This is a genomic window from Ferriphaselus sp. R-1 (assembly GCF_000746095.1).
Classification (GTDB): domain Bacteria; phylum Pseudomonadota; class Gammaproteobacteria; order Burkholderiales; family Gallionellaceae; genus Ferriphaselus.
Map to the genome: position 1 here is coordinate 336,596 of NZ_JQKP01000001.1, position 20,949 is coordinate 357,544.

The 20,949-nt window shown below is 63.5% G+C and carries 21 protein-coding genes; 17 read left to right on the top strand and 4 right to left on the bottom strand.

Annotated elements, in window-relative coordinates; genetic code table 11:
• Positions 1 to 4: 4 nt before the first annotated feature.
• The 3 genes from DM08_RS01840 to DM08_RS01850 are packed head-to-tail and all read left to right on the top strand — an operon-like array spanning position 5 to position 1,583.
• Positions 5 to 442, top strand: a complete 438-nt coding sequence (locus DM08_RS01840) for a roadblock/LC7 domain-containing protein (protein ID WP_035382884.1) — start codon at positions 5 to 7, stop codon at positions 440 to 442.
• Between the two features lie 16 nt (positions 443 to 458).
• Positions 459 to 866: a roadblock/LC7 domain-containing protein gene (locus tag DM08_RS01845; protein WP_035382885.1), complete on the top strand. Its 408-nt coding sequence runs from the start codon at positions 459 to 461 to the stop codon at positions 864 to 866.
• Positions 867 to 872: 6 nt separating this feature from the next.
• Positions 873 to 1,583: an SAM-dependent methyltransferase gene (locus DM08_RS01850; RefSeq protein ID WP_035382886.1), complete on the top strand. Its 711-nt coding sequence runs from the start codon at positions 873 to 875 to the stop codon at positions 1,581 to 1,583.
• A 6-nt stretch (positions 1,584 to 1,589) separates the two neighbouring features.
• Here DM08_RS01850 and lplT read toward each other — a convergent pair whose 3' ends face one another.
• Positions 1,590 to 2,828, bottom strand: coding sequence for a lysophospholipid transporter LplT (lplT, locus tag DM08_RS01855; protein WP_035382887.1), 1,239 nt, complete (start codon positions 2,826 to 2,828; stop codon positions 1,590 to 1,592).
• Positions 2,829 to 2,917: 89 nt separating this feature from the next.
• Between lplT and alr the strand changes: the two genes are divergently transcribed.
• The 5 genes from alr (at position 2,918) to DM08_RS01880 (ending at position 6,969) form a co-directional block, all read left to right on the top strand.
• Positions 2,918 to 3,976 (top strand): alanine racemase, encoded by a 1,059-nt coding sequence (gene alr, locus DM08_RS01860; RefSeq protein ID WP_035382888.1) that lies wholly within the window; start codon positions 2,918 to 2,920, stop codon positions 3,974 to 3,976.
• Positions 3,977 to 4,059: 83 nt separating this feature from the next.
• Entirely contained in the window at positions 4,060 to 4,296 is a 237-nt protein-coding gene (rpmB, locus tag DM08_RS01865) for a 50S ribosomal protein L28 (protein WP_035382889.1), read from the top strand.
• Positions 4,297 to 4,309: 13 nt separating this feature from the next.
• The gene (rpmG, locus tag DM08_RS01870) at positions 4,310 to 4,477 is read left to right on the top strand and encodes a 50S ribosomal protein L33 (RefSeq protein WP_035382890.1); all 168 of its coding nucleotides are present in this window, start codon (positions 4,310 to 4,312) and stop codon (positions 4,475 to 4,477) included.
• A gap of 177 nt (positions 4,478 to 4,654) precedes the next feature.
• The gene (locus DM08_RS01875; RefSeq protein WP_035382891.1) at positions 4,655 to 6,073 is read left to right on the top strand and encodes a cryptochrome/photolyase family protein; all 1,419 of its coding nucleotides are present in this window, start codon (positions 4,655 to 4,657) and stop codon (positions 6,071 to 6,073) included.
• A gap of 8 nt (positions 6,074 to 6,081) precedes the next feature.
• Positions 6,082 to 6,969 (top strand): TIGR01777 family oxidoreductase, encoded by an 888-nt coding sequence (locus DM08_RS01880; RefSeq protein ID WP_035382892.1) that lies wholly within the window; start codon positions 6,082 to 6,084, stop codon positions 6,967 to 6,969.
• Here the strand turns inward: DM08_RS01880 and DM08_RS01885 are convergent.
• The 3 genes from DM08_RS01885 to rlmM all read right to left on the bottom strand — a co-directional run bounded on the left by DM08_RS01885 (position 6,966) and on the right by rlmM (position 9,735).
• Entirely contained in the window at positions 6,966 to 7,538 is a 573-nt protein-coding gene (locus tag DM08_RS01885; RefSeq protein ID WP_035382893.1) for a glutathione peroxidase, read from the bottom strand. The two genes, DM08_RS01880 and DM08_RS01885, sit on opposite strands and share 4 nt — an antisense overlap.
• Positions 7,539 to 7,551: 13 nt before the next feature.
• Entirely contained in the window at positions 7,552 to 8,514 is a 963-nt protein-coding gene (gene miaA, locus DM08_RS01890; protein WP_237560188.1) for a tRNA (adenosine(37)-N6)-dimethylallyltransferase MiaA, read from the bottom strand.
• A gap of 180 nt (positions 8,515 to 8,694) precedes the next feature.
• Positions 8,695 to 9,735: a 23S rRNA (cytidine(2498)-2'-O)-methyltransferase RlmM gene (gene rlmM / locus DM08_RS01895; RefSeq protein WP_035382895.1), complete on the bottom strand. Its 1,041-nt coding sequence runs from the start codon at positions 9,733 to 9,735 to the stop codon at positions 8,695 to 8,697.
• 85 nt (positions 9,736 to 9,820) lie between these two features.
• On the opposite strand from rlmM, the gene DM08_RS01900 reads away from it, so the two are divergent.
• The 9 genes from DM08_RS01900 (at position 9,821) to DM08_RS13290 (ending at position 20,880) form a co-directional block, all read left to right on the top strand.
• Positions 9,821 to 10,477, top strand: a complete 657-nt coding sequence (locus DM08_RS01900) for an HAD family hydrolase (protein WP_035382896.1) — start codon at positions 9,821 to 9,823, stop codon at positions 10,475 to 10,477.
• A gap of 21 nt (positions 10,478 to 10,498) precedes the next feature.
• A complete protein-coding gene (locus DM08_RS01905) occupies positions 10,499 to 11,455 on the top strand; it encodes a S49 family peptidase (RefSeq protein WP_035382897.1) in 957 nt (318 codons plus the stop codon).
• Positions 11,456 to 11,498: 43 nt separating this feature from the next.
• Positions 11,499 to 12,905, top strand: coding sequence for an OmpP1/FadL family transporter (locus DM08_RS01910; protein ID WP_051937725.1), 1,407 nt, complete (start codon positions 11,499 to 11,501; stop codon positions 12,903 to 12,905).
• A 43-nt stretch (positions 12,906 to 12,948) separates the two neighbouring features.
• Positions 12,949 to 15,477: a 3-hydroxyacyl-CoA dehydrogenase/enoyl-CoA hydratase family protein gene (locus DM08_RS01915; RefSeq protein WP_035382898.1), complete on the top strand. Its 2,529-nt coding sequence runs from the start codon at positions 12,949 to 12,951 to the stop codon at positions 15,475 to 15,477.
• A 3-nt stretch (positions 15,478 to 15,480) separates the two neighbouring features.
• A complete protein-coding gene (locus DM08_RS01920; protein WP_035382899.1) occupies positions 15,481 to 15,987 on the top strand; it encodes a putative pterin-binding protein in 507 nt (168 codons plus the stop codon).
• An 85-nt stretch (positions 15,988 to 16,072) separates the two neighbouring features.
• Complete coding sequence (locus DM08_RS01925; protein WP_051937726.1) at positions 16,073 to 17,854, top strand: ATP-binding protein; 1,782 nt, start codon at positions 16,073 to 16,075, stop codon at positions 17,852 to 17,854.
• A gap of 36 nt (positions 17,855 to 17,890) precedes the next feature.
• Positions 17,891 to 19,090 (top strand): acetyl-CoA C-acyltransferase, encoded by a 1,200-nt coding sequence (locus DM08_RS01930; RefSeq protein ID WP_035382900.1) that lies wholly within the window; start codon positions 17,891 to 17,893, stop codon positions 19,088 to 19,090.
• 10 nt (positions 19,091 to 19,100) lie between these two features.
• Positions 19,101 to 19,661: a chalcone isomerase family protein gene (locus DM08_RS01935; RefSeq protein WP_035382901.1), complete on the top strand. Its 561-nt coding sequence runs from the start codon at positions 19,101 to 19,103 to the stop codon at positions 19,659 to 19,661.
• A complete protein-coding gene (locus DM08_RS13290; RefSeq protein ID WP_051937727.1) occupies positions 19,654 to 20,880 on the top strand; it encodes a hypothetical protein in 1,227 nt (408 codons plus the stop codon). Before DM08_RS01935 ends, DM08_RS13290 begins: the two co-directional genes overlap by 8 nt.
• Positions 20,881 to 20,949: the final 69 nt, after the last annotated feature.

Below are 20,949 nucleotides of genomic sequence, written 5' to 3' on the forward strand. Positions count from 1 at the left end.
GAACATGCACGACGATTCCCTGCGCGTTTGGCGCGAAAGTCCCGTATTCAAGGCAGTCTGCCGCGCCGAGATGGATGAACTGCGCGCCAGCACACCCAGTGTGCAGGCCGCAATCATTGCCACGGCGGACGGCTTCGATGTCGCTGACGTGTGTTCCGACAAGCGCTACTCGCCCGCCCGCCTGTCGGCAATGGCGAGCAGCATGATGGCGCTGGCCGGTGCGGTGGCCAAGGAAGCCGATTATCCCGACTGCGGCAGCCTGATCGTCGAAAGCTCCGGCGGCAAGACCATCATGATGAGCCTGCCCGGCACTGATGGCCGCCTGGTGCTGCTGGTCATTGCCGATAACAGCACGCCGTTCGGCATGTTGCTGATGAATGGTCGCCAGTGCGCGCACCGCATCCAGCAGCGCCTGAACCTGACTTCCGATTCCAACAACTGACCAGCAAGGAGAAACCATGTCCGATCTCAACGGAGTGAGCCAGCGTCTGCTTAAACAAGTCAGCGGCTGTATGGGTGTCGGCGTGGTGGAGATCGAGTCCGGCCTGCTGATCTCGGTGGCGCACAATGTCTCCTATCTCGACGAGTATTTCGTCGAATCGGCGGCGGCCGCTGCGGTGGACATGTTCCGTGGGCGCACTGTGGCCACCATCGAAAAACTTCTGTCCGATCAGCGTGGCGAACAAGTCAGCAACCTGATCAACGAAGTGCAGATCACTACCGACAGTACCTACATCTTCATGGCACCTGTTCCCGGCAAGCCCAATATGCTGCTGGTGATGGTCACCGCCCGCAAGACCAACCTCGGCATGGGCTGGGTGGCGTTGCGTGGTGCCTTGTCGGAGATTGCTCCGCACTGCCCCTGAGCGTAGATGACGAGCGGCATCCTCTACCTCATCCCCAACACGCTGGGGGACAACTCCCCGGCGGATGTGCTTCCCGCCCACACTATCGCCACCGCCCGCAGGCTCGACTATTTCGTGGTCGAGCATGCCAAAACGGCGCGTCGCTTCCTGTCCCAGATCAAGACTGAAAAACCGCTACAGGAGTTGGAGCTGGTCGAGCTGAGCGAGCACACCGCCGCCGCTGAGCTGCCCAAGCTGCTTGCACCGTTGCTGGCCGGGCGCGATGCCGGATTGTTGTCCGAAGCGGGCTGCCCCGGCGTGGCCGACCCCGGTGCCGAACTGGTGGCGCTGGCACACCGGCGCGGCGTGCGCGTCGTGCCGCTGGTCGGCCCGTCCTCGATCCTGTTGGCGCTGATGGCTTCCGGCATGAACGGTCAGGGCTTTGCGTTTCGCGGCTATCTGCCGGTGGAAGAGGGCGCGCGGCAGAAAGCCATCGCCACGCTGGAGGGTGAATCGGTCCGGTTACACCAGACGCAGATATTCATCGAGACCCCGTACCGCAACCACAAGCTACTGAACGCCGTTCTGGCCCAATGTCGCCCCGGTACCCGCCTGTGTATCGCCACCGACCTGACTCTGCCCACTGAATGGGTCGTCACCCGCACCGTGGCCGACTGGAAGGCAGCCACCGTCCCCGATCTCAACAAGCGACCGAGTATCTTTCTGTTGCAGGCTTAGTTGTGCTCAGATGCGACCGTTGTCCTGGTCGTGCCCGTGTTTTTTGTAGAGGATGCCCATGATGCTGGAGAGCAGCAGGCCGAACACCAGCGTGATGGCGTAGATGCTGAACTCCAGTTTTTCCATCAGGGCGTAGAGCGAGAGCATGGCGAGGATGCTGAGGTTCTCGTTGAAGTTCTGCACGGCGATGGAGCTGCCTGCGCCCATCAGCAGGTGGCCGCGATGCTGTAGCAGGGCGTTCATCGGGACGACGAAGTAGCCGCCCATCGCGCCGATGACGATCAGCAGCAGGGTGGCCAGCAGCGGGTGCGAGACCGGGATCATCGCGAGTACGGCCAGCCCCATGGCGATGCCGACCGGCAGCACTTTCACCGAGTGTTCCAGCTTGACGAAGCGCGCCGCCAGTATCGAGCCGATGGCGATGCCGACGGCGACCCAGGCGGTGAGTTGGGCGGCTTTGCCGATGTCGTAATGCAGTGCCACGCCGGCCCAGGCCAGCACGATCAGGCGCAAGGTCGCGCCCGCGCCCCAGAACAGCGTGGTCACGCCCAGCGAGACTTGTCCCAGCGGATCTTTCCACAGCAGCTTGAAGCAATGGATGAATTCCTTGAGCAGGAAGGCCGGGCTGCGACTCAGCGGCTTGTGGTCCATCGGCACGCGCGGGATGTACAGATTGAACGTCGCTGCCAGCAGGTAGATCACCACGATGACGCAGATCGCCAGTTCCGGCGGAGTGTCTATGCCGAAGCCGTGCAGCGGCGCGCTCCAGCCGTCGAACAGTACGGCGGAGATGGTCGGGCTGACCAGCACGCCGCCCACGACTGCGCCCATGATGATGGCCAGTACGGTGAGGCCCTCCATCCAGCTGTTGGCCACCACCAGTTTGGCGGGCGGCAGGTATTCGGTGAGGATGCCGTATTTGGCGGGCGAATAGGCCGCTGCGCCGAAACCGGCGATGCCATAGGCCAGCAGCGGGTTGACTCCTGCCAGCATGGCCAGGCAGCCGGTGAGTTTGATGCCGTTGCTGATGAACATGACACGCCCCTTGGGCAGCGAATCGGCGAATGCGCCGACGAAGGGGGCCAGCACTATATAAGAGAGTACGAAGGCTTCTTGCAGCACCGGAGTGTGCCAGGAGGGGGAGTGCAGCTCTTTCAGCAGGGCGATGGCGGCGAACAGCAGGGCATTGTCGGCGAGCGCGGAGAGGAATTGCGCCGCCAGGATGATGTAGAAGCCGAAGTTCATGCGAGAGCCGCCGTTCAGGGAGCGCGCTTTATAACATGAAAAGGGGAGGCCTGCTATGATTCGCCCCCCGGCAACCGCACTCTTGCTCAATGTCACGCCCGATACACGCCAAACTGGACTTTTCCGCGCTGGAACATAACCTGCGCGCGATCCGCCGTCGCACCGACGCGCGCGTGATGGCGGTCATCAAGGCCGAGGCGTATGGCCATGGCTTGGTGCGTGCTGCCGAAGCCTTGCGCGCTGCCGATGGCTTTGCCCTGCTTGACCTTCAGGATGCAGTGCGGCTGCGCGAAGCCGGGTTCCGGCAGCCCATCCTGTTGCTGGAAGGTTTTTTCGCGGCGGATGAGCTGCCGCTGCTGGCCGAATACGAGCTGGCCAGCGTCATCCACTCGTCGCAGCAACTGGCGCAGCTCAGCGCCTATCCACGTCGCGGCGGTCTGGCGGTATGGCTCAAGCTCAACACCGGCATGAACCGGCTGGGTTTCACTCCGGCACAGTTCACGCAGGTGCTGGAGACGGTGCGTCGCCACCCGGCAGTGGGCGAGATCACGCTGATGACCCACTTCGCTCATGCCGACGATGCCGTCGGCGTGGAGGCGCAGCTGGCGTGCTTCGATGCGCTGGTCGGCGGGCAGCGCCTGCCGCGCTCACTGGCCAACTCCGCCGCTTTGCTGCGTTATCCGCAGACCCATGCCGATTGGGTGCGACCCGGCATCTCCTTATATGGTGCATCGCCGTTCGCCGAGGTCAGTGCCGAGCAACTCGGCTTGCGTCCGGTGATGACGCTGGCCAGCGAGGTCATCTCGGTCACCGAGCTGAAGGCGGGCGACCGCGTGGGTTACGGTGGCTCGTTCTGCGCGGAACGGGCGATGCGCATCGGCACGGTCGCCTGCGGTTACGCCGACGGCTATCCGCGCCATGCACCGACCGGAACGCCGGTTCTGGTCGGCGGGCAGCGGACCCGCACCCTGGGTCGGGTCTCGATGGACATGCTGAGCGTCGATCTGAGCGAGCTTCCCGAAGCGGGCATCGGCAGTCGGGTCGTGCTGTGGGGCGAGGGCATGCCGGTGGATGAGGTGGCGCGGGCCGCGGGTACCATCAGTTATGAGTTGCTGTGCGCCTTGGCGCGGCGAGTTCCGATAAAGTGAACAGAAACTGCAAAATGAGTTGAACGGCGCGCGGACTTTCGGGTAGAATCGCGCCTCTTTGAAAATTGGTTGGAGTAATTGTCATGGCACGTGTATGTCAGGTTACGGGGAAAGGCCCCATGGTTGGAAACAATGTTTCCCACGCGAACAACAAAACCAAGCGCCGTTTTCTGCCGAATTTGCAACGCCGCCGCTTCTGGGTCGAGAGTGAGAACCGCTGGGTTTCTCTGCGCCTGACCAATGCTGCACTGCGCACTATCGACAAGAATGGCATCGAGGCAGTGCTGTTCGAAATGCGCGCTCGCGGCGAAAACGTTTAAGGGGTAAGAGAAAATGGCAAGCAAGATTCGCGAAAAGATCAAGCTGGAATCCACTGCGGGTACCGGTCACTTCTACACCACCACCAAGAACAAGCGCAACACTCCGGGCAAGATGGAATTCAACAAGTTCGATCCCGTGGTTCGCAAGCACGTTCCTTACAAGGAAACCAAGCTGAAGTGATCGTCTTGCCTGCGCTCTGTGCATGAGTTCAGGCACTTAAGACGTGAACCGCAGCAATAAAACGCCTCCTCGTGGGGCGTTTTTGCTTTTGTAGCCGTGTCCGCAGTTGACGCAGCCCGTCCCGCTCGGGGCATCTGCGGCGCTGCCGTGTCGAGCGCATCTGACAGGAGTTGAGTCATGTCGCATCCATCAATCTCGTTGTGCTGGTTCCGGCGCGATCTGCGTTTGGCGGACCATGCTGCGCTCTACCACGCCTTGAGAGGCAGTGCCGAAGTGCATTGCGTGTTCGTGTTCGACACCACTTTGCTCGATGTGCTGCCGAACAAGGCGGACAGGCGGGTGGAGTTCATCTGGCAGGCGGTGCGCGAACTGGCCGATGCGTTGCGGGCGCAGGGCAGTGGCTTGCACGTGTTGCACGGCGATCCTCGTGTCCTCATTCCGCAACTGGCACAACGACTGGGTGCGCAAGCGGTGTATGCGAACCACGATTACGAACCCGAGGCGATGGCGCGGGACGAGGTGGTGCGGCGGCATTTGCGCGAGGCGGATATCCAGTGGCTGGATTTCAAGGATCAGGTGATTTTCGAGCGCGACGAGGTGTTGACCGGCAGCGGCACGCCGTTCAACGTGTTCACACCGTACAAGAATGCCTGGCTGAAGCGGCTGACGGATTTCCATCTGCGCGCCTATCCGAACGAAAAATATTTCGCGGCCTTGGCGCCGTTGCCGACCATGACCATGCCCAGTTTGGCCGAACTGGGCTTTCAGGCGACCAATCTGGCGCAATTGAAGATGCCGACGGGCATGTCAGGCGCGGCGCGCTTGTTCGAGGATTTCAAGCTGCGGATGGAGCGTTACCACGAACAGCGCGATTTCCCGGCGGTGAAGGGCGTGTCTTACCTCGCGCCGCATCTGCGCTTTGGCACCATTTCCATCCGCAGTCTGGCGCGCGAGGCCTATTACCGGGGCGGTCAGGGGGCGCAAACCTGGCTGTCCGAGCTGATCTGGCGCGATTTCTACCAGATGTTGCTGCATCACCATCCGCGCGTGGTCGGCCATGCGTTCAAGCCGCAGTTCGAGCATCTGCCGTTCACTAACAACGGGGATGGGTTCGCTGCCTGGAAAGCGGGGCAGACCGGCTATCCGCTGGTCGATGCCGGTATGCGCCAGCTCGCCCAGACTGGCTTCATGCACAACCGTTTGCGCATGGTGACGGCCTCGTTTTTGGTCAAGGATCTGCAGATCGACTGGCGCTGGGGCGAGGCGTGGTTCGCCGAGAGTCTGCTGGATTTCGACCTCGCGGCGAACAACGGCGGCTGGCAATGGGCGGCCTCGACCGGGTGCGATGCCCAGCCCTGGTTCCGCATCTTCAATCCGGTCACCCAGTCGGAGAAATTCGATCCCGATGGCAAGTTCATCCGCCGCTATGTGCCGGAACTCGCTGGATGTCCCGAGCGCCACCTGCATGCCCCGTGGAACATGAGCGCAGACGAGCAACGGCGTTGCGGTGTCGTGCTCGGGCGGGATTATCCATTCCCCATCGTCGATCACGCCGTAGCGCGCGAATTGACGTTGGCGATGTTCAAGGCGGCTTAAGGACGATCATGCGTATCTTATTGACTGGCGGCACGGGTTTGATTGGGCGTAGCCTGTGTCGCGCCTTGCTGGCACAAAGTCATCAGTTGACGGTATTGAGTCGGCATCCTGAAACCGTGACGTCGCGCTGTGGCGCAACGGTGGCGGCGATGGCCTCGCTGGATGAATGGCAGCCTGAGCACGCATTCGATGCCGTGATCAATCTGGCAGGCGAGCCGATTGCGGATGCCGCATGGTCGGACAAGCGCAAGCAAGCGCTGTGGGATAGCCGCGTTACACTCACCCGGCAGTTGGTGCAAAAGATCGCGGCTGCACACGTGCAACCTGGCGTTCTGTTGAGTGGCTCGGCGATAGGTTATTACGGTAATCGGCAGGCTCTGGCGCTGGATGAGGCGGCGGATGGCGGCAGCGGTTATTCGGCCGAATTGTGTGCGGCGTGGGAACACGCCGCGCTTGAGGCATCCGCCCTGGGAGTGCGGGTTTGCCTGTTGCGTACCGGTTTGGTGCTGAGCGATGGCGGCGGTTTACTGGCCAAAATGCGTTTGCCCTTCGGCATAGGCGTGCGCTTCGGGCGCGGTGAGCAGTGGATGAGCTGGATCCATATCGACGATCATGTGCAGATCATGTTGCGCCTATTGGACGATGCACAAGCGCACGGTGCCTACAACTTGACCGCGCCAGAGCCGGTCAGCCAGGCAGAATTCGTGCGTATCCTGAGCGAATTGAGTGGAGGCCGCGTGGTGTTCACCGCCCCAGCGGGGGTGTTGCGGCTGGCCTTGGGCGAACGCGCCAGCTTGTTGCTCGAAGGGCAGCGCGTGCTGCCTGGTCGCATCAAGGCATCAGGCTACGCATTTCGCTATAGCCAAGTGATGGATGCGCTGCGTGCTTTACTTTAGTGCGGCTGACTCAGCATAGACTCGATCGCCGCCCTGAATTTCGGGTCGGTGGGAGGCAGTTCGGCCGGGAAGGAGAGGATGGTTTTGCCATCGCGGCTGACTAGATACTTGTGAAAGTTCCACTCTGGCTGGCTGCGAGTGGCGGCGCGCAGTTGTACATAGACAGGATTCGTCTCACTCCCCACTACATGCGATTTAGCCATCATGGGGAACTTCACACCGTAGGTTGAACGGCAAAACTCGGCGATTTCGCCATTGCTCTTCGGCTCTTGCCCGCCGAAATCGTTGGCAGGAAAGCCGATCACACTTAGCCCACGGGGTTCCAGTTCGCGATACAGTTTTTCCAGATCGCCATATTGATGGGTGTTGCCGCAATAACTGGCCGTGTTGACGAACAGCACCACGCGACCGCTGAATTGGCACAGATCCACCTGTTCTTCTTGCAACGAAGTGAGTCGGTGATTGAGTATGGCTGGACAGGATTGAGCGGACGTTGACTTGGGTACATCGGCGGCAGTGCTGCCGAGTGACACGAAACTTAACGTCAGAACGAGGATGTAACGCTTCATGGTGGACTCCGTACTAATTGAGTTGGGCTGAAAAAGCATCAAACACTTGTTGGGCAAGGTCGGCTTGCAGACAGTCCAGGCTGATGACATCTTCCATGCCGCGCAGCCAGGTGAGCTGGCGCTTCGCCAGTTGTCGGGTGGCAGCGATGCCGGTTTCCAGCAGGCCAGCTTCGTCGATTTCACCGTTCTGGAATTGCCATGCCTGTCGGTAGCCCACGCAGCGCATCGACGGCAGGTCGGGATGCAGCGTGGGGTGATCGCGTCGCAAGCGACTCAACTCATCCAGCAATCCTTGCTTCAGCATGGTTTCGTAGCGCGTGGCGATGCGTGCGTGCAGCACAGCGCGGTCGGAAGGGACGAGGGCGAGCGGGAGGACGGAGTAGGGCAGTGCGTTGTCGGGTGCCCCTCTCCCCAGCCCTCTCCCGCTGGCGGAAGAGGGAGTCAGTTCGGCGTTGGTCTTTGCGAGCAACTCCGACATCGGCTTTCCGCTCAGCAGACAGACCTCCATCGCGCGCTGGATGCGCTGGGTGTCGGTGCTGTGCAGGCGGGCGGCGGTGGCGGGGTCGATCTCGGCCAGCTTGCGGTGCATCGCCTCGATGCCGTGTTCGGCGATCTCGGCATCGAGTTGCGCGCGCAGCGCCGGGTCGGCCTGCGGCAATTCGCTCAACCCTTCGCGCAGCGCCTTGAAATACAACATGGTGCCGCCTACCAGCAGCGGGATTTTTCCGCGCGCGGTGATCTCGGCCATCAGCTGCAGCGCGTCGTGACGGAAGGCGGCGGCAGAGTAGCTTTCGGTCGGGTCTATGATGTCGATCAGGTGATGCGGTGCGCGAGCCAGGGTGGCGGCGTCGGGCTTGGCCGTGCCGATGTCCATGCCGCGATAGACCAGCGCCGAATCCACGCTGATCAACTCCACCGGCAGCCGTTCGGCCAGCGCCACCGCCACTGCCGTCTTGCCGCTGGCAGTGGGGCCCATCAGGAAAATCGCGGGCGGTAGCTTAGTCATTAGTCGTCATTCCCGCGCAGGCGGGATTCCAGCCGCACCGATCACCCCCCGCGTAGCGGGGCTGCGCAGGGTTTTGTCCGCTTTGCGGGACATTTTGCCCACTGGATTCCCGCCTATGCGGGAATGACGCCGAGGTATGTGTGGCGCGGTTCATCGCTTGCGCCCTTCCGCCACGCGGCCCACATAGACCGTGATCTCTTCGCGGTCATGGTAGAGCTGCTTGGCGCTCAGGCGGTAGCGCAATCCGGCATCATCCAGCGTGGCGCGCAGGTCGGCCAGGGCGGTGTAGACGGTGTCGACGCGCTTCTTCATCGGCAGCTTGAGATTGAACACGGTGTGGCGGGCGTGGCCGTGGATCAGCCAGTCGGCCATCAGCGCGGCGACGCGCTGCGGGCGCTCCACCATGTCGCATACCAGCCAGTCCACCGGGCGGCGCGGGCGGTGGCGGAAGCCGTCCACGCGCAAGTGTTCGACCAGCGGGTGGCCGAGCACCGCGCCCTTGAGCGGGCCGTTGTCCACCGCCTGGACGCGGATACCGCGTCGGATGAGTTGCCAAGTCCAGCCGCCGGGGGCTGCGCCCAGATCGACGGCGGTCATGCCCGGTTTGAGCAGGCGTATTTCCTCGCTGCCGAGGAATACACCGAAGGCCTCGGACAACTTGAGGGTGGAGCGGCTGGGGGCTTCCGGCGGCATCTTCTGGCGCAAGATGCCCATCAGCCCGTCCGCGCTCTTGCCCGGCTCGCTCGTGCCCAGCACCACGCGCTGGCGGTCGGGGAAGAACAGGTGCAGGCGTGGCAGTTTGTCGTTGGCTTCCAGTCTCCCGGCGGCTTGCAGCGCCGTTTCCAGCAAGGGGCCGAAGCGTCGGGTGAAGCTGGACAGCTCCTTGCCGTCGTTGGTGTCCGGAGTCTCCAGCCACAGTGCGCCGAAACGCTGTGGCGCATCAGGTAGGGCAGCCAGGATGGGAGTCAGGCGGTCGCGTTCCGGCAGTGCCTCCACGCTGCCCAGCTCGCGAATCACCTGACGGGCGAAGATCAGCGTGGCGTAATCCAGCCGGGACGGGCCCTGCAAGCGTACATAGCCACTGTTCTCGGTGGCATCGAGTACCTCGGCGCGAGGCGAATGGCGCAGTGCCTCTTCGGCGCAGTCGCGTTCAAAACCGGGGCGGCAGTAGAGCAGATGACGAGTATTCATGGGCAGATTGTCGCACAGGCAGCACCATGACGGCGATTTTGGGACGGCGACTGGTAGAATCCACACTTGTTTAGTAAGGAATGAAATGAGCAAACGATACGATCTGATAGTGTTCGACTGGGATGGCACGCTGATGGACTCCACAGCGGTCATCGCTGGCTCGATCCAGTCCGCCTGCCGCGATCTGGGCGTGGAAGTGCCGGATGAGGCGACCGCGCGTCATGTCATCGGTCTGGGGTTGAACGAGGCGTTGCGCCAGGCCGTGCCGACCCTGCCCGAGCACCAGTACGGCGAATTGGCGGCGCGCTACCGCCACCACTTCCTCAGCCACGGCGATGCGATCCCGCTGTATGAAGGCGCACAGCAGACGCTGGATGAGTTGCAGGCGGCGAATTATCTGCTGGCCGTGGCGACCGGCAAGAATCGCAACGGGCTGAACCGGGTGCTGGATTCGAGTGGCTTGCGGCATTATTTCCACGCCACGCGCACCGCCGACGAGACCCAGTCCAAGCCGCATCCGGCGATGCTGATCGAACTGATGGACGAGTTGAAGGTGGTGCCCGAGCGCGTGTTGATGATCGGCGATACCACGCACGACCTGCAACTGGCGCTGAATGCCGGGGTCGATGCGCTGGGGATGACGCATGGCGCCCATCCCGAAGAGATTTTGAGCGCACTTGAGCCCTTGGCTCTGGTGGATGATTTTGTGGCATTGCGCACCTGGTTGCGCGAGAATGCCTGAACCGATGGAACAAGGACTGTGATGTCAGAGCAAAACGATAATTGGGAACGCGGTGTGCTGGAGAAGCTGGCGATGTCGGCCATTCAGGAACAACGCCGGGCGCGCCACTGGAGCATCCTGTTCAAGGTGCTGACCTTCGGCTATCTGTTCATCCTGCTCTACCTGTTCATGGGCTGGGGCGAAAGCAAGAAAGAGTCACCCTTAGGCGGTAGCAACCACACGGCGCTGGTCAATCTGCACGGCGTGATCGCGGCAGATACGGCGGCCAATGCCGATGACATCATCAGCAGTTTGCAGGATGCGTTCGAGGATGCGCACACCCAAGGTGTGGTGCTGCGCATCAACAGCCCCGGCGGCAGCCCGGTGCAAGCCGGCTACATCAACGACGAGATCCGTCGCCTGCGCGCCAAGCATCCGTCCATCCCCTTGTACGTGGTGGTCGAGGACATTTGCGCATCCGGCGGCTACTACATCGCGGCAGCGGCAGACAAGATCTTCGTCAACAAGGCGAGCATGGTCGGTTCCATCGGCGTGCTGATGGATGGTTTTGGCTTCACCGGCACGATGGAGAAGCTGGGTGTGGAGCGCCGGTTGATCACGGCGGGCGAGAACAAGGGCTTCCTCGATCCTTTCTCTCCGGCGAACCCGGCGCAGAGTGAATACGCCCGGCAGATGGTGGGCGAGATCCACCAGCAATTCATCGATGTGGTGCGGCAGGGACGCGGTCAGCGCCTGAAACAGTCGCCGGAGCTGTTCAGCGGCTTGGTGTGGACCGGCGAGCGCAGCATCGAACTGGGCTTGGCCGATGCCGAGGGTAGTCTGGATTCGGTCGCGCGCGAGGTCATCAAGGCCGAGAACATCGTCGATTTTACCGTGCATGAAGGTTTGGCCGACAGGCTGGCGCAGCGCTTTGGCGCGGGCGTGGCGAGCGCGCTGCCGGGCTTCATGGCGAAACTGGACCGGACAGCCATCCACTAACGTGTTGAGTGGCGGGTGTCGGTCAGAAATAGCGGGAGGAGTGATGCGTTACATAGCGAAGTGCTCGGTCTTGTTGGCAGGTTTGGCGACGCTGTACGGCGCGTCTGCATGGGCTGGTTCTGGTGGTTTCGCGGTGTCGGAATACAGTGTCAGCGGACTGGGGAATGCCTATGCGGGCACGGCGAGCTGCGAGGATGCCAGCACGATCTACTCCAACCCGGCGGGGATGAGTTGCTTGCCCGGCAGCCAGTTCGTGGTGATGGCCAGTGCCGTGCGTCCCTCCGCGTCCTTCACGTCCGCCATGACTGCAGCGGACTACGCGCCGCTGCAAGCCGCCGGTGGCAACGGCGGCGATCCCGGGGGCACCAACTACATTCCGGCCCTGTTCCTGTCCAGCGAACTTTCCCCGACCCTGCATGCCGGTTTCGGCGTGAACGTCCCCTTTGGGTTGCAGACGGATTATGGCACCACCTGGGCGGGGCGCTTTCAGGCGACCAAGTCCTCGATCTCCACGATCAACCTGAATCCGGCTCTGTCCTGGCGCGCCACTGAAACCGTGACTCTGGCAGCGGGCCTCGATTACCAGAGCATCAAGGGCGAGCTGAGCAACATGGTCAACTACTCGGCAGCGGGTGCGGCTGCCGGTGCCGCCGCTGGTGCGGCCGCAGCCGTGGCTGGCGGTGCGCCCGTGGGGAGCGCGCCCTATCTGGCCGCCGTGGCTGCAGGTCAGGCGGCAGGTTTGGCGGCGGCAGGCGGGCCGAACAGCGAAGGCTTGAGCACGATGAGCGGCACGGACAGTGCCTGGGGTTACAACCTCGGCATGACCATAGCAGCGGGTCCGCAGACACGTTTCGGCCTGGCCTATCGCTCGGCGATCAACTACACCCTCAATGGCACGGTCTCCTTCGCCAATGTCCCCGCCGGTCTGGCGGCGGCCCTGGTCACCGCTCCGGTCACGCTGGCGATCAAAGTGCCGGACACCTGGTCGGCCAGCGTGTTCCATCAGGTGAACGAGCAATGGGATCTGATGGCAGATGTCACCCGCACCGGCTGGAGTGCGGTGCAGAACCTGACCGTGCGCAGCGGCAACGGTACTGTGCTTTCCAACACCCACGAGGGTTGGCGCGACACGTCCCGCTTTGCGCTCGGGGCGAGTTATCACTACGACGCGCAACTGACGGCACGCATCGGCGTGGCCTACGATCAGTCGCCGGTCTCCGATGCCTTTCGTACCGCGCGCCTGCCCGACCAGAACCGCACCTGGCTGGCGTTAGGCGGGCAATACCGGCTCAGCCCGGCTACCGCCATCGACGTGGCGTACGCGCATCTGTTCATGGCGAGTGCGCCTATCTCATCCAACCAAGCCGCTTCAGCTGCGGCCAATCTGGTGGGGCGTTACACCTCCCTGCAATCCAACATCCTGGGTGTCCAGCTCGGGCATAACTTCTGAGCGGCGGGGCTGTGGGTACTCTCCGGTCTTGTCGGGAGGCGCGATGGCAGCCGATTTCTTGATCCGCCGGGTGGCGGTGCTGGGCGCGGGAGTGATGGGGGCGCAGATCGCCGCCCATCTGGCTAACGCGCACATCGAGACGCTGCTTTTCGATCTGCCAGCACCGGAAGGGGAGGCCAACGGCATCGTCACCCAAGCGCTGGACAAGCTGAAGCAGCTCGATCCCGCGCCGCTGGCCAGTCCTGCCAAGCTCAGCTGCATCCGGGCGGCCAATTACGCCGAGCATCTGGAGCAGCTGCGCGACTGCGATCTGGTGATCGAGGCCATCGCCGAGAAGCTGGAGTGGAAGTCTGATCTCTACCGCAAGGTCGCGCCTTATCTCGGCGAGCGCGCCATCTTCGCCAGCAACACCTCCGGCCTGTCGATCAATGCCTTGGCGGCAGCCTTCCCTGAGCCACTGCGTCACCGCTACTGCGGCATCCATTTCTTCAACCCGCCGCGCTACATGCACCTGGTCGAGCTGATCCCAGGGCGCGACACCGAGGCGGTGCTGCTCGATCAACTGGAGACCTTCCTTGTCTCCATGCTTGGCAAGGGCGTGGTGCGCGCCAAGGACACGCCCAGCTTCATCGCTAACCGCATCGGCGTGTTCTCCATGCGCGCTACCCAGCATCACGCGCAGACGTTCGGGCTGGGCTTCGACACCGTGGACGCGCTGACTGGCCGCTACCTCGGTCGACCCAAGAGCGCCACGTTCCGCACGCTGGATCTGGTCGGCCTCGATATCTTTTCGCATGTCGTGACCATGATGCGCGAGACGCTGACCGACGATCCCTGGCACGCGATGTTTGCATTGCCGGACTGGTTCGAGCGGCTGGTGGCCGAGGGCGCACTGGGGCAGAAGAGCAAGCGCGGTGTCTATCTCAAGGTGGGCCGGGAAATTCATGTGCTCGACCTCGCCAGCGGCGAGTACCGCCCGTCCGAGGGGCTGGCCGCCGAGGCAGTGAAAGACATCCTGCGCGAACGCGATTGGGCGAAAAAACTGGCCGGACTGCACGCCAGCCGGCATCCGCAGGCTCAGTTTTTGTGGTCGGTGCTGCGCGACGTGTTCCACTATTGCGCCGTCCAGCTCGAACACATCGCCGACAACGCGCGCGACCTCGACTTCGCCATGCGCTGGGGCTTCGGCTGGGACATGGGGCCGTTCGAGATCTGGCAGGCGGCGGGTTGGCAGCAGGTCGCAGGCTGGATCAAGGATGACATCGCCGCAGGCCGCGCGCTGTCAGTCACGCCGCTGCCGGACTGGGCGCTGGAGCCGGGACGGACGGGCGTGCATGCAACACGAGGTTCATTCTCACCCTCTCCCCCAACCCCTCTCCCGCAAGCGGGAGAGGGAGGAGCGCAGCGGAGGGAGAGGGAACAGAGCTATCAACCCCGCTCCCAACTTCCCGTCTACCAGCGCCAACTCTTCCCTGACAAACTGCTCGGCGAAGAACGCCAATACGGCGAGACGATCTTCGAGACCGAGCAGGCGCGTCTGTGGCATCTGGGCGACGACATCGCCATCCTGAGTTTTCATTCCAAGATGCACACCATCGGCAGCGAGGTGCTGGATGCCTTGCTGCGTGCGGTGGACGAGGCCGAGGCGCATTTCTCGGCGCTGGTCATCTGGCAGACCGAGCCGCCGTTCTCGGTCGGGGCCAATTTGTTGCAGGTGATGCAGGGCGTGCGCGAGGCGCCGGAAGCGGGGCTGTTCGGCAAGTTCAAGCAAGCCGCGCAGCGGGTCAAATACACCGTGGCCAGCGGCGGCGGGGTGGGCGCGGTGCTGGATGCCGCCATCGGCAATCTGCCGCGCGTGGAAGAGGTGGTCGCCAAGTTCCAGCGCGCCACCATGCGGCTGAAATACGCCCGCGTGCCGGTGGTCGCAGCGGTGGACGGCCTAGCGATGGGCGGCGGCTGCGAGGTCGCGCTGCACTGCGCGCGCGTCGTCGCCACGCTGGAAAGTTACATCGGGCTGGTGGAGATCGGCGTCGGACTGCTTCCGGCGGGCGGCGGTTGCAAGGAGATGGCGTTGCGCGCGGCGCAGGAAGCGCGCGGCGGCGAGTTGTTCGAGCCGATAAAACGCAACTTCCAGCTGATCGCCATGGGCGAAGTATCCAAGAGCGCCGAACTGGCGCGCGAGATGGGCTATCTGCGCCCCGGTGACCGCATCGTGATGAACCGTTTCGAGCTGCTGCACGTCGCCCGGCAGGAAGCCGCTGCACTGGCCGCCACCGCCTGGCGGCCACCGTTGCCCGCGCCGTTTCCGGTGGCCGGGCGCAACGTGCTGGCCACGCTGCGCGCCGGACTGGTCAATTTCGTGGAAGGCGGCTTCATCTCCGAGCACGACCACGCCATCGCCAGCCGCATCGCCGAGACCCTGTGTGGCGGCGACGTGGACAGCGGCACACTGGTGGACGAGCAATGGCTGCTCGACCTCGAACGCCGTCATTTCATGGAACTGCTCGCTACCGACAAGACCCAGGCGCGCATCGAACACATGCTGAAACACAGCAAACCGTTGAGGAACTGAGCGATGGCCGATCTCCGACTTCTTCTGGTGGGCGTAATGGCCTTGGCGTGTCAGCTTGCCGCTGCTGCTGATTACGCGGCACTCAAGCTGCCGCTGGCGCCGTTGACCGGCAATGTCGCCGAGCTGATGGTCGTAGGCGGAGCCAAGCCGGTCCGGCTGAGCCAGGCCGAAATCGAACGCTTGCCTCTCTACCAGACCACTTTGACTACGCATTGGGGGCAGCGCGGCACGTTTCAGGGCGTGCTGCTGACGGACCTGCTCAAGGCGCACAAGCTGGCCGGGCGGGCGGTCACGCTGGTCGCACTGGATGGCTATCGCGATCAGCTGTCCGTCGCCGATTACCAGGGCAGCCCGGCGATACTGGCGACGCGTCTGAACGGTCGCCCCATCGCTTACGCCGAGAAAGGTCCGTTCATCCTGTTGTGGCCGCACAAGGAACAGCTCGCCCTGCAAGGCAAGATGCGCCTGTCGGACTGGATCTGGGGCCTGAACGAGATACGGGCGCAGTGATGTGTGGGAATCTCGAATGTGGCCGTCGCACTGCTGCCGGACTGGATATGGAGCGGTGGCGAATCATATGCGAACTGAGGGAACAATGACGACACAGCCGGAGTTACTCGATCTGGAAGGCGAACAGGTCCGTTTTCTGTATGCCGGGCAGAATTCGTCGATAGTCAGCAATGTACTGCTGGCGTTGATCATGGGGGTCATGCTGGAGTCGGTGATACCCGCCTCCAGGATCTACGCTTGGTGGGGCGTGTTCGGCCTGGTGTTACTGTTTCGTAGGTTCAGCGGAACCGCTTTGCTGCGGGAAGGATCGTCCCGACGGTGCGATCCATACTGGTTGTCCCGCTTCCGTCTGGGCGTGCTGGCAACCGGTTTGTGCTGGGGTGGCGCTTCCGTCTTCCTGTTTCCCGCCGGGAATGTGGTGTATCAGGTGTTCATGGCCTTCACGTTGGGTGGGGTCTGTGCCGGTGCGATCACCTTGCTGGCGATAGACCGCCGCTCGATACTGATCTTCCTGGCGCCGACGCTGTTGCCGATCACTTTCGGATTGCTGCTGGAGTCCGAGCGCTTGTCGCTGGCGATGGGAGGCATGGCAGCGCTGTACTTTCTGGTCATGGTGATGGTCGCGTTGCGTAGCGAGCGGGTGCTGCACGAGAATGTACAGCTCAGGATCGCTGCCGGGGATCGGGAGCTGGCGCTGGTCGAGGCCAAGGAGGCAGCGGAAGCCGCCAGCCGTGCCAAGAGTGAGTTCCTGGCCAGCATGAGCCATGAACTCAGGACCCCGCTCAATGCGATCAACGGGTTCTCTTATCTGCTGGGGGCATCGCCGGAATTGCCGGAGGATGCCCGCGAACAGGCGCACGAGATCGAGCGCGCGGGCAGTCACTTGTTGTCGCTGGTGAACGACCTGATCGATCTGGCGCGCATCGAGGTTGGCAAGATCGAGCTTTCCCTGGAGACGGTCTCCGTCAGATCCGTGGTCGAGAAGAGTCTGGCGATGATCGCGCCGCTGGTCAGCGACAAGGGGATAAGGCTGGTCGATGAGGCCAGGCTGGACGACTCTCTGTCCGTTCAAGTGGATGCTGCCCGCCTGCGCCAGATCCTTATCAACTTCCTGTCCAATGCGATCAAGTACAACCGGCCGAACGGTCAGGTCACGCTATCTGCCCAGACGGATGATGGACGGGTGCGCATCTGCGTTTCGGATACCGGCATAGGCATTCCGGCGGCAAAGCAGTCGCGCATCTTCCATGAGGCGTTCGATCGCCTGGGCAAGGAGGGCGGCTCGATCGAGGGCACCGGCATCGGCTTGGTCATTACCCGCAGGGTGGCCGAGGCGATGGGCGGTAAGGTGGGTTTCGAGAGCGTCGAACAACAGGGCAGTACCTTCTGGGTCGAGTTGCCCAAAGGCGAGCCCATCCAGCAGTTTGAGGCAGCGCCTGCCGCGCAAGATGTTCAGGCAGCCAAAGAGTCCAGGGAACGGCCAATCATCCTGTTGGTCGAGGATAATATGGTGAACCAGCGGCTGGCGGAAGCCGTACTGAAGAAGCTGGGGTGTGATGTACTCCTGGCGAAGAACGGTCTGGAGGCGGTGACGGCCATGGAGCATGGTCGTTTTGCGCTGGTGTTGATGGATTGCCAGATGCCGGAGATGGATGGTTATGAGGCGACCCGGCACATCCGCCGTGCCGAGGAAGGGACCGGGCGGCATCAACCTGTCGTGGCGATGACGGCCAACGCGATGGAAGGCGACCGGGAAAAATGCCTGGCGGCAGGCATGGACGATTACCTTACCAAGCCGATCGACTTCGAGCGTCTGAAAGAGGTGTTGGATACCTGGGCAAGACCGCCCATTAAGGTGAGCGGCTGAGCACTTGAGACTGATATCGGAGCAAGGAGAGGGGACATGACGACGCAGATCCGGCAAGCCTACATCGTGGCCGCCGTGCGCACGCCGGTGGGCAAAGCGCCGCGCGGCGTGTTCCGCGACACGCGGCCTGACGATCTGCTGGCGCATGTGCTGCGCGCCGTACTGGCGCAAGCGCCCTTGCTCGATCCGGCGGCCATCGCCGACGTGGTGGTCGGCTGCGCCATGCCGGAAGCGGAGCAGGGGCTGAACGTGGCGCGCATGGCGTTGTTGCTGGCCGGGTTGCCCGACAGCGTGCCCGGTGTGACGCTGAACCGCTTTTGCGCCTCCGGTCTGGAGGCGGTGGCGCAGGCCGCCAACCGTATCCGCCTGGGCGAAGCGGACGTGATGCTGGCGGGCGGGGTGGAGAGCATGAGCCGGGTGCCTATGGGCGGCCACCAGCCGTCGTACAACCCGGCGCTGTTCGCGGACGGCGGCAACGTCGGCATCGCCTACGGCATGGGGCTGACGGCGGAGAAGGTGGCGGCGCGCTGGCAGGTGGGGCGCGAGGCGCAGGATGCGTTCGCCCTGTTGAGCCACCAGCGCGCGCTGGCGGCACGCACGGCGGGCGAGTTCGCCACCGAGATCGCGCCGTACACGGTCGAGTCGCGTGGAGTCGACCTGGCTGCGCGCCAGGCGGTGACGGCCACGCAGCGGGTCACGCAGGACGAAGGGCCGCGCGCGGACACGTCGCTGGAAGCGCTGGCGAAGCTGAAGCCGGTGTTCGCCAAGGACGGCAGCGTCACGGCGGGGAACAGCTCGCAGATGTCGGACGGCGCGGCGGCGGTGCTGTTGTGCTCCGAGGCCGCGTTGCAGCGCTACCACCTCACGCCGCTGGCGCGTTTCGTCAGCTACAGTGTGGCGGGCGTGCCGCCGGAGATCATGGGCATCGGCCCCAAGGTTGCCATTCCGCGTGCGCTGGCCCAGGCCGGGCTGACACTGGCAGAGCTGGACTGGATCGAGTTGAACGAGGCGTTCGCGGCGCAAACGCTGGCGGTGATGCAGGAGGTCGGCCTAGCCCCGGACAAGGTCAACCCGCTGGGCGGAGCCATCGCGCTGGGTCATCCGCTGGGTGCGACCGGCGCGATCCGCACCGCGACGCTGGTGCACGGCCTGCGCCGCCGCCAGCAGCGTTACGGCATGGTGACCATGTGCATAGGCACCGGCATGGGCGCGGCGGGTATCTTCGAGGCCATGTGAGGAGACGAGGGTGAGCAAGATCGTCGCCGTTGTGTGTCTGTTGTTCAGCCTGCACGCGCAGGCGCTGGAAGTCGACGGCGTGAGGCTGGACGAGCGTGTGCAAGTCGCCGGTCAGCCGCTGGTGCTGAACGGCGCGGGGGTGCGCACCTTTTTGTTCATGGATGTGTATGTCGCGGCGCTGTACCTGCCATCCAGGCAAACCTCGGATGAGGCGGCGCTGGCGGAGCCGGGCGTGCGCCGCATCGAGCTGCATGTGTTGAGAGACGTTCCCGCCAGCCGCGTGCTTGCGGCCTTTCGCAAAGGCATGGTCAGGAACAACAGCGAGCAGAGTCTGGCCGTTCTGGCCCCGCGCGTGGCGGCATTCGAGCACCTCTTTCAGGGCATGGGCGAAATGGCGGCGCGTTCGGTGATCGCCTTCGATGGAGTTCCCGGTGAGGGTTTGCGGGCCAGCATCGATGGCAAGGAATTGGGGCGTGTGGCGGGCGACGACTTCTACCGCGCCCTGTTGAGCATCTGGTTGGGTGCACACCCGGCACAGGTTGATCTGAAAAAAGGATTGTTGGGTGGTTGAATCGAATCTGGATAGCCGGTCGGCACTGATAGACCGGGCCGCACTGGGGGCGCAGTTGCAGCAGGCGGGTATTGCGGACGTGGTGGCGGAACGCTGCCCCCACTTGTATGCGGCGGTGGCGGTATGGGCGACCCCGGCGCAGGTGGCGCAGATGCGGGCGGTGATCGCGGCAGTGGAGCGGGTGGTGCGCTTGCCGGGCTGGGACGGCGCGCTCGGCGCAGGGCGGAACGGGGTCGAGCCGCTGGGCGTGTTCTTCGGCTACGATTTCCACCTCAACGCCGATGGCGCGCACCTGATCGAGATCAACACCAATGCCGGCGGTGGCTTCCTCAACGCCTTGCTGCTGGAGAGCCAGCAGGCGACGGCGCTGCCCGGCACCCGACTGGCGGTCGAGCATCCCGAGCAGGCCTTCCTGGCCATGTTCCGCAACGAGTGGCGCGCGGTGCGGGGCGATGCGCCGCTGGTGAGCGTGGCCATCGTCGACGAGCAACCGGAAACGCAATACCTTTACCCGGAGTTCCTGCTGGCGCAGGCGATGTTCGAGCGGGCGGGCATCAGCGCGCAGATCGCCGATCCATCCGCTTTCGAGCAGCGCAGCGACGGCCTGTACCTTGGGGCTACCCGCATCGATCTGATCTACAACCGGCTGACCGATTTCTCGTTGGAGCGCACGCCTGTCTTGCGCGACGCGATGCTGAGCGGGCAGGTGGTGGTGACCCCGCATCCGGGGGCGTATGCGCGCTATGCCGACAAACGCAACCTGGCCCGGCTCTCGGATGCCGCCGGATTGCGCGCACTGGGCGCGGACGAGGCCGACATCGCCGCGCTGCAAGCGGGCGTGCCGCACACCCAAGTGGTGAGTCCCGAGATGGAGGAGCAACTGTGGGCGGAGCGCAAGCAATGGTTCTTCAAGCCCAATAGCGGCTACGGCAGCAAGGGGGCGTATCGCGGTGAAAAGTTGACCAAGCGGGTGTTCGCCGAGATCGTACAGGGCGATTACGTCGCGCAGCGGCTGGCCGCACCGGGTGAGCGCGTGGTGCCCGCCCCCGAAGGAGAGAGAGTGCTGAAATTCGACGTGCGCTGCTACGTCTATGCGGGCGAGACCCAGTTGCTGGCCGCGCGCCTCTATCAGGGACAGACCACGAATTTCCGCACGCCGGGCGGCGGCTTCGCTCTGGTGCGCAGCAGTCACGATGAGCGCGCGGTGGCGCGTGGCTAAGGATGACGAACGTGGCGCGTGTGGCCGAGTCGCACGCAAGAGAATGTTTGATATGGAGTGGAGTGATCG

Coding starts and splice junctions, on each gene's coding strand:
- DM08_RS01840 (WP_035382884.1), top strand. CDS start 5: ATGCACGACGATTCCCTGCGCGTTTGGCGCGAAAGTCCCGTATTCAAG.
- DM08_RS01845 (WP_035382885.1), top strand. CDS start 459: ATGTCCGATCTCAACGGAGTGAGCCAGCGTCTGCTTAAACAAGTCAGC.
- DM08_RS01850 (WP_035382886.1), top strand. CDS start 873: ATGACGAGCGGCATCCTCTACCTCATCCCCAACACGCTGGGGGACAAC.
- lplT (WP_035382887.1), bottom strand. CDS start 2,828: ATGAACTTCGGCTTCTACATCATCCTGGCGGCGCAATTCCTCTCCGCG.
- alr (WP_035382888.1), top strand. CDS start 2,918: ATGTCACGCCCGATACACGCCAAACTGGACTTTTCCGCGCTGGAACAT.
- rpmB (WP_035382889.1), top strand. CDS start 4,060: ATGGCACGTGTATGTCAGGTTACGGGGAAAGGCCCCATGGTTGGAAAC.
- rpmG (WP_035382890.1), top strand. CDS start 4,310: ATGGCAAGCAAGATTCGCGAAAAGATCAAGCTGGAATCCACTGCGGGT.
- DM08_RS01875 (WP_035382891.1), top strand. CDS start 4,655: ATGTCGCATCCATCAATCTCGTTGTGCTGGTTCCGGCGCGATCTGCGT.
- DM08_RS01880 (WP_035382892.1), top strand. CDS start 6,082: ATGCGTATCTTATTGACTGGCGGCACGGGTTTGATTGGGCGTAGCCTG.
- DM08_RS01885 (WP_035382893.1), bottom strand. CDS start 7,538: ATGAAGCGTTACATCCTCGTTCTGACGTTAAGTTTCGTGTCACTCGGC.
- miaA (WP_237560188.1), bottom strand. CDS start 8,514: ATGGGCCCCACTGCCAGCGGCAAGACGGCAGTGGCGGTGGCGCTGGCC.
- rlmM (WP_035382895.1), bottom strand. CDS start 9,735: ATGAATACTCGTCATCTGCTCTACTGCCGCCCCGGTTTTGAACGCGAC.
- DM08_RS01900 (WP_035382896.1), top strand. CDS start 9,821: ATGAGCAAACGATACGATCTGATAGTGTTCGACTGGGATGGCACGCTG.
- DM08_RS01905 (WP_035382897.1), top strand. CDS start 10,499: ATGTCAGAGCAAAACGATAATTGGGAACGCGGTGTGCTGGAGAAGCTG.
- DM08_RS01910 (WP_051937725.1), top strand. CDS start 11,499: ATGCGTTACATAGCGAAGTGCTCGGTCTTGTTGGCAGGTTTGGCGACG.
- DM08_RS01915 (WP_035382898.1), top strand. CDS start 12,949: ATGGCAGCCGATTTCTTGATCCGCCGGGTGGCGGTGCTGGGCGCGGGA.
- DM08_RS01920 (WP_035382899.1), top strand. CDS start 15,481: ATGGCCGATCTCCGACTTCTTCTGGTGGGCGTAATGGCCTTGGCGTGT.
- DM08_RS01925 (WP_051937726.1), top strand. CDS start 16,073: ATGACGACACAGCCGGAGTTACTCGATCTGGAAGGCGAACAGGTCCGT.
- DM08_RS01930 (WP_035382900.1), top strand. CDS start 17,891: ATGACGACGCAGATCCGGCAAGCCTACATCGTGGCCGCCGTGCGCACG.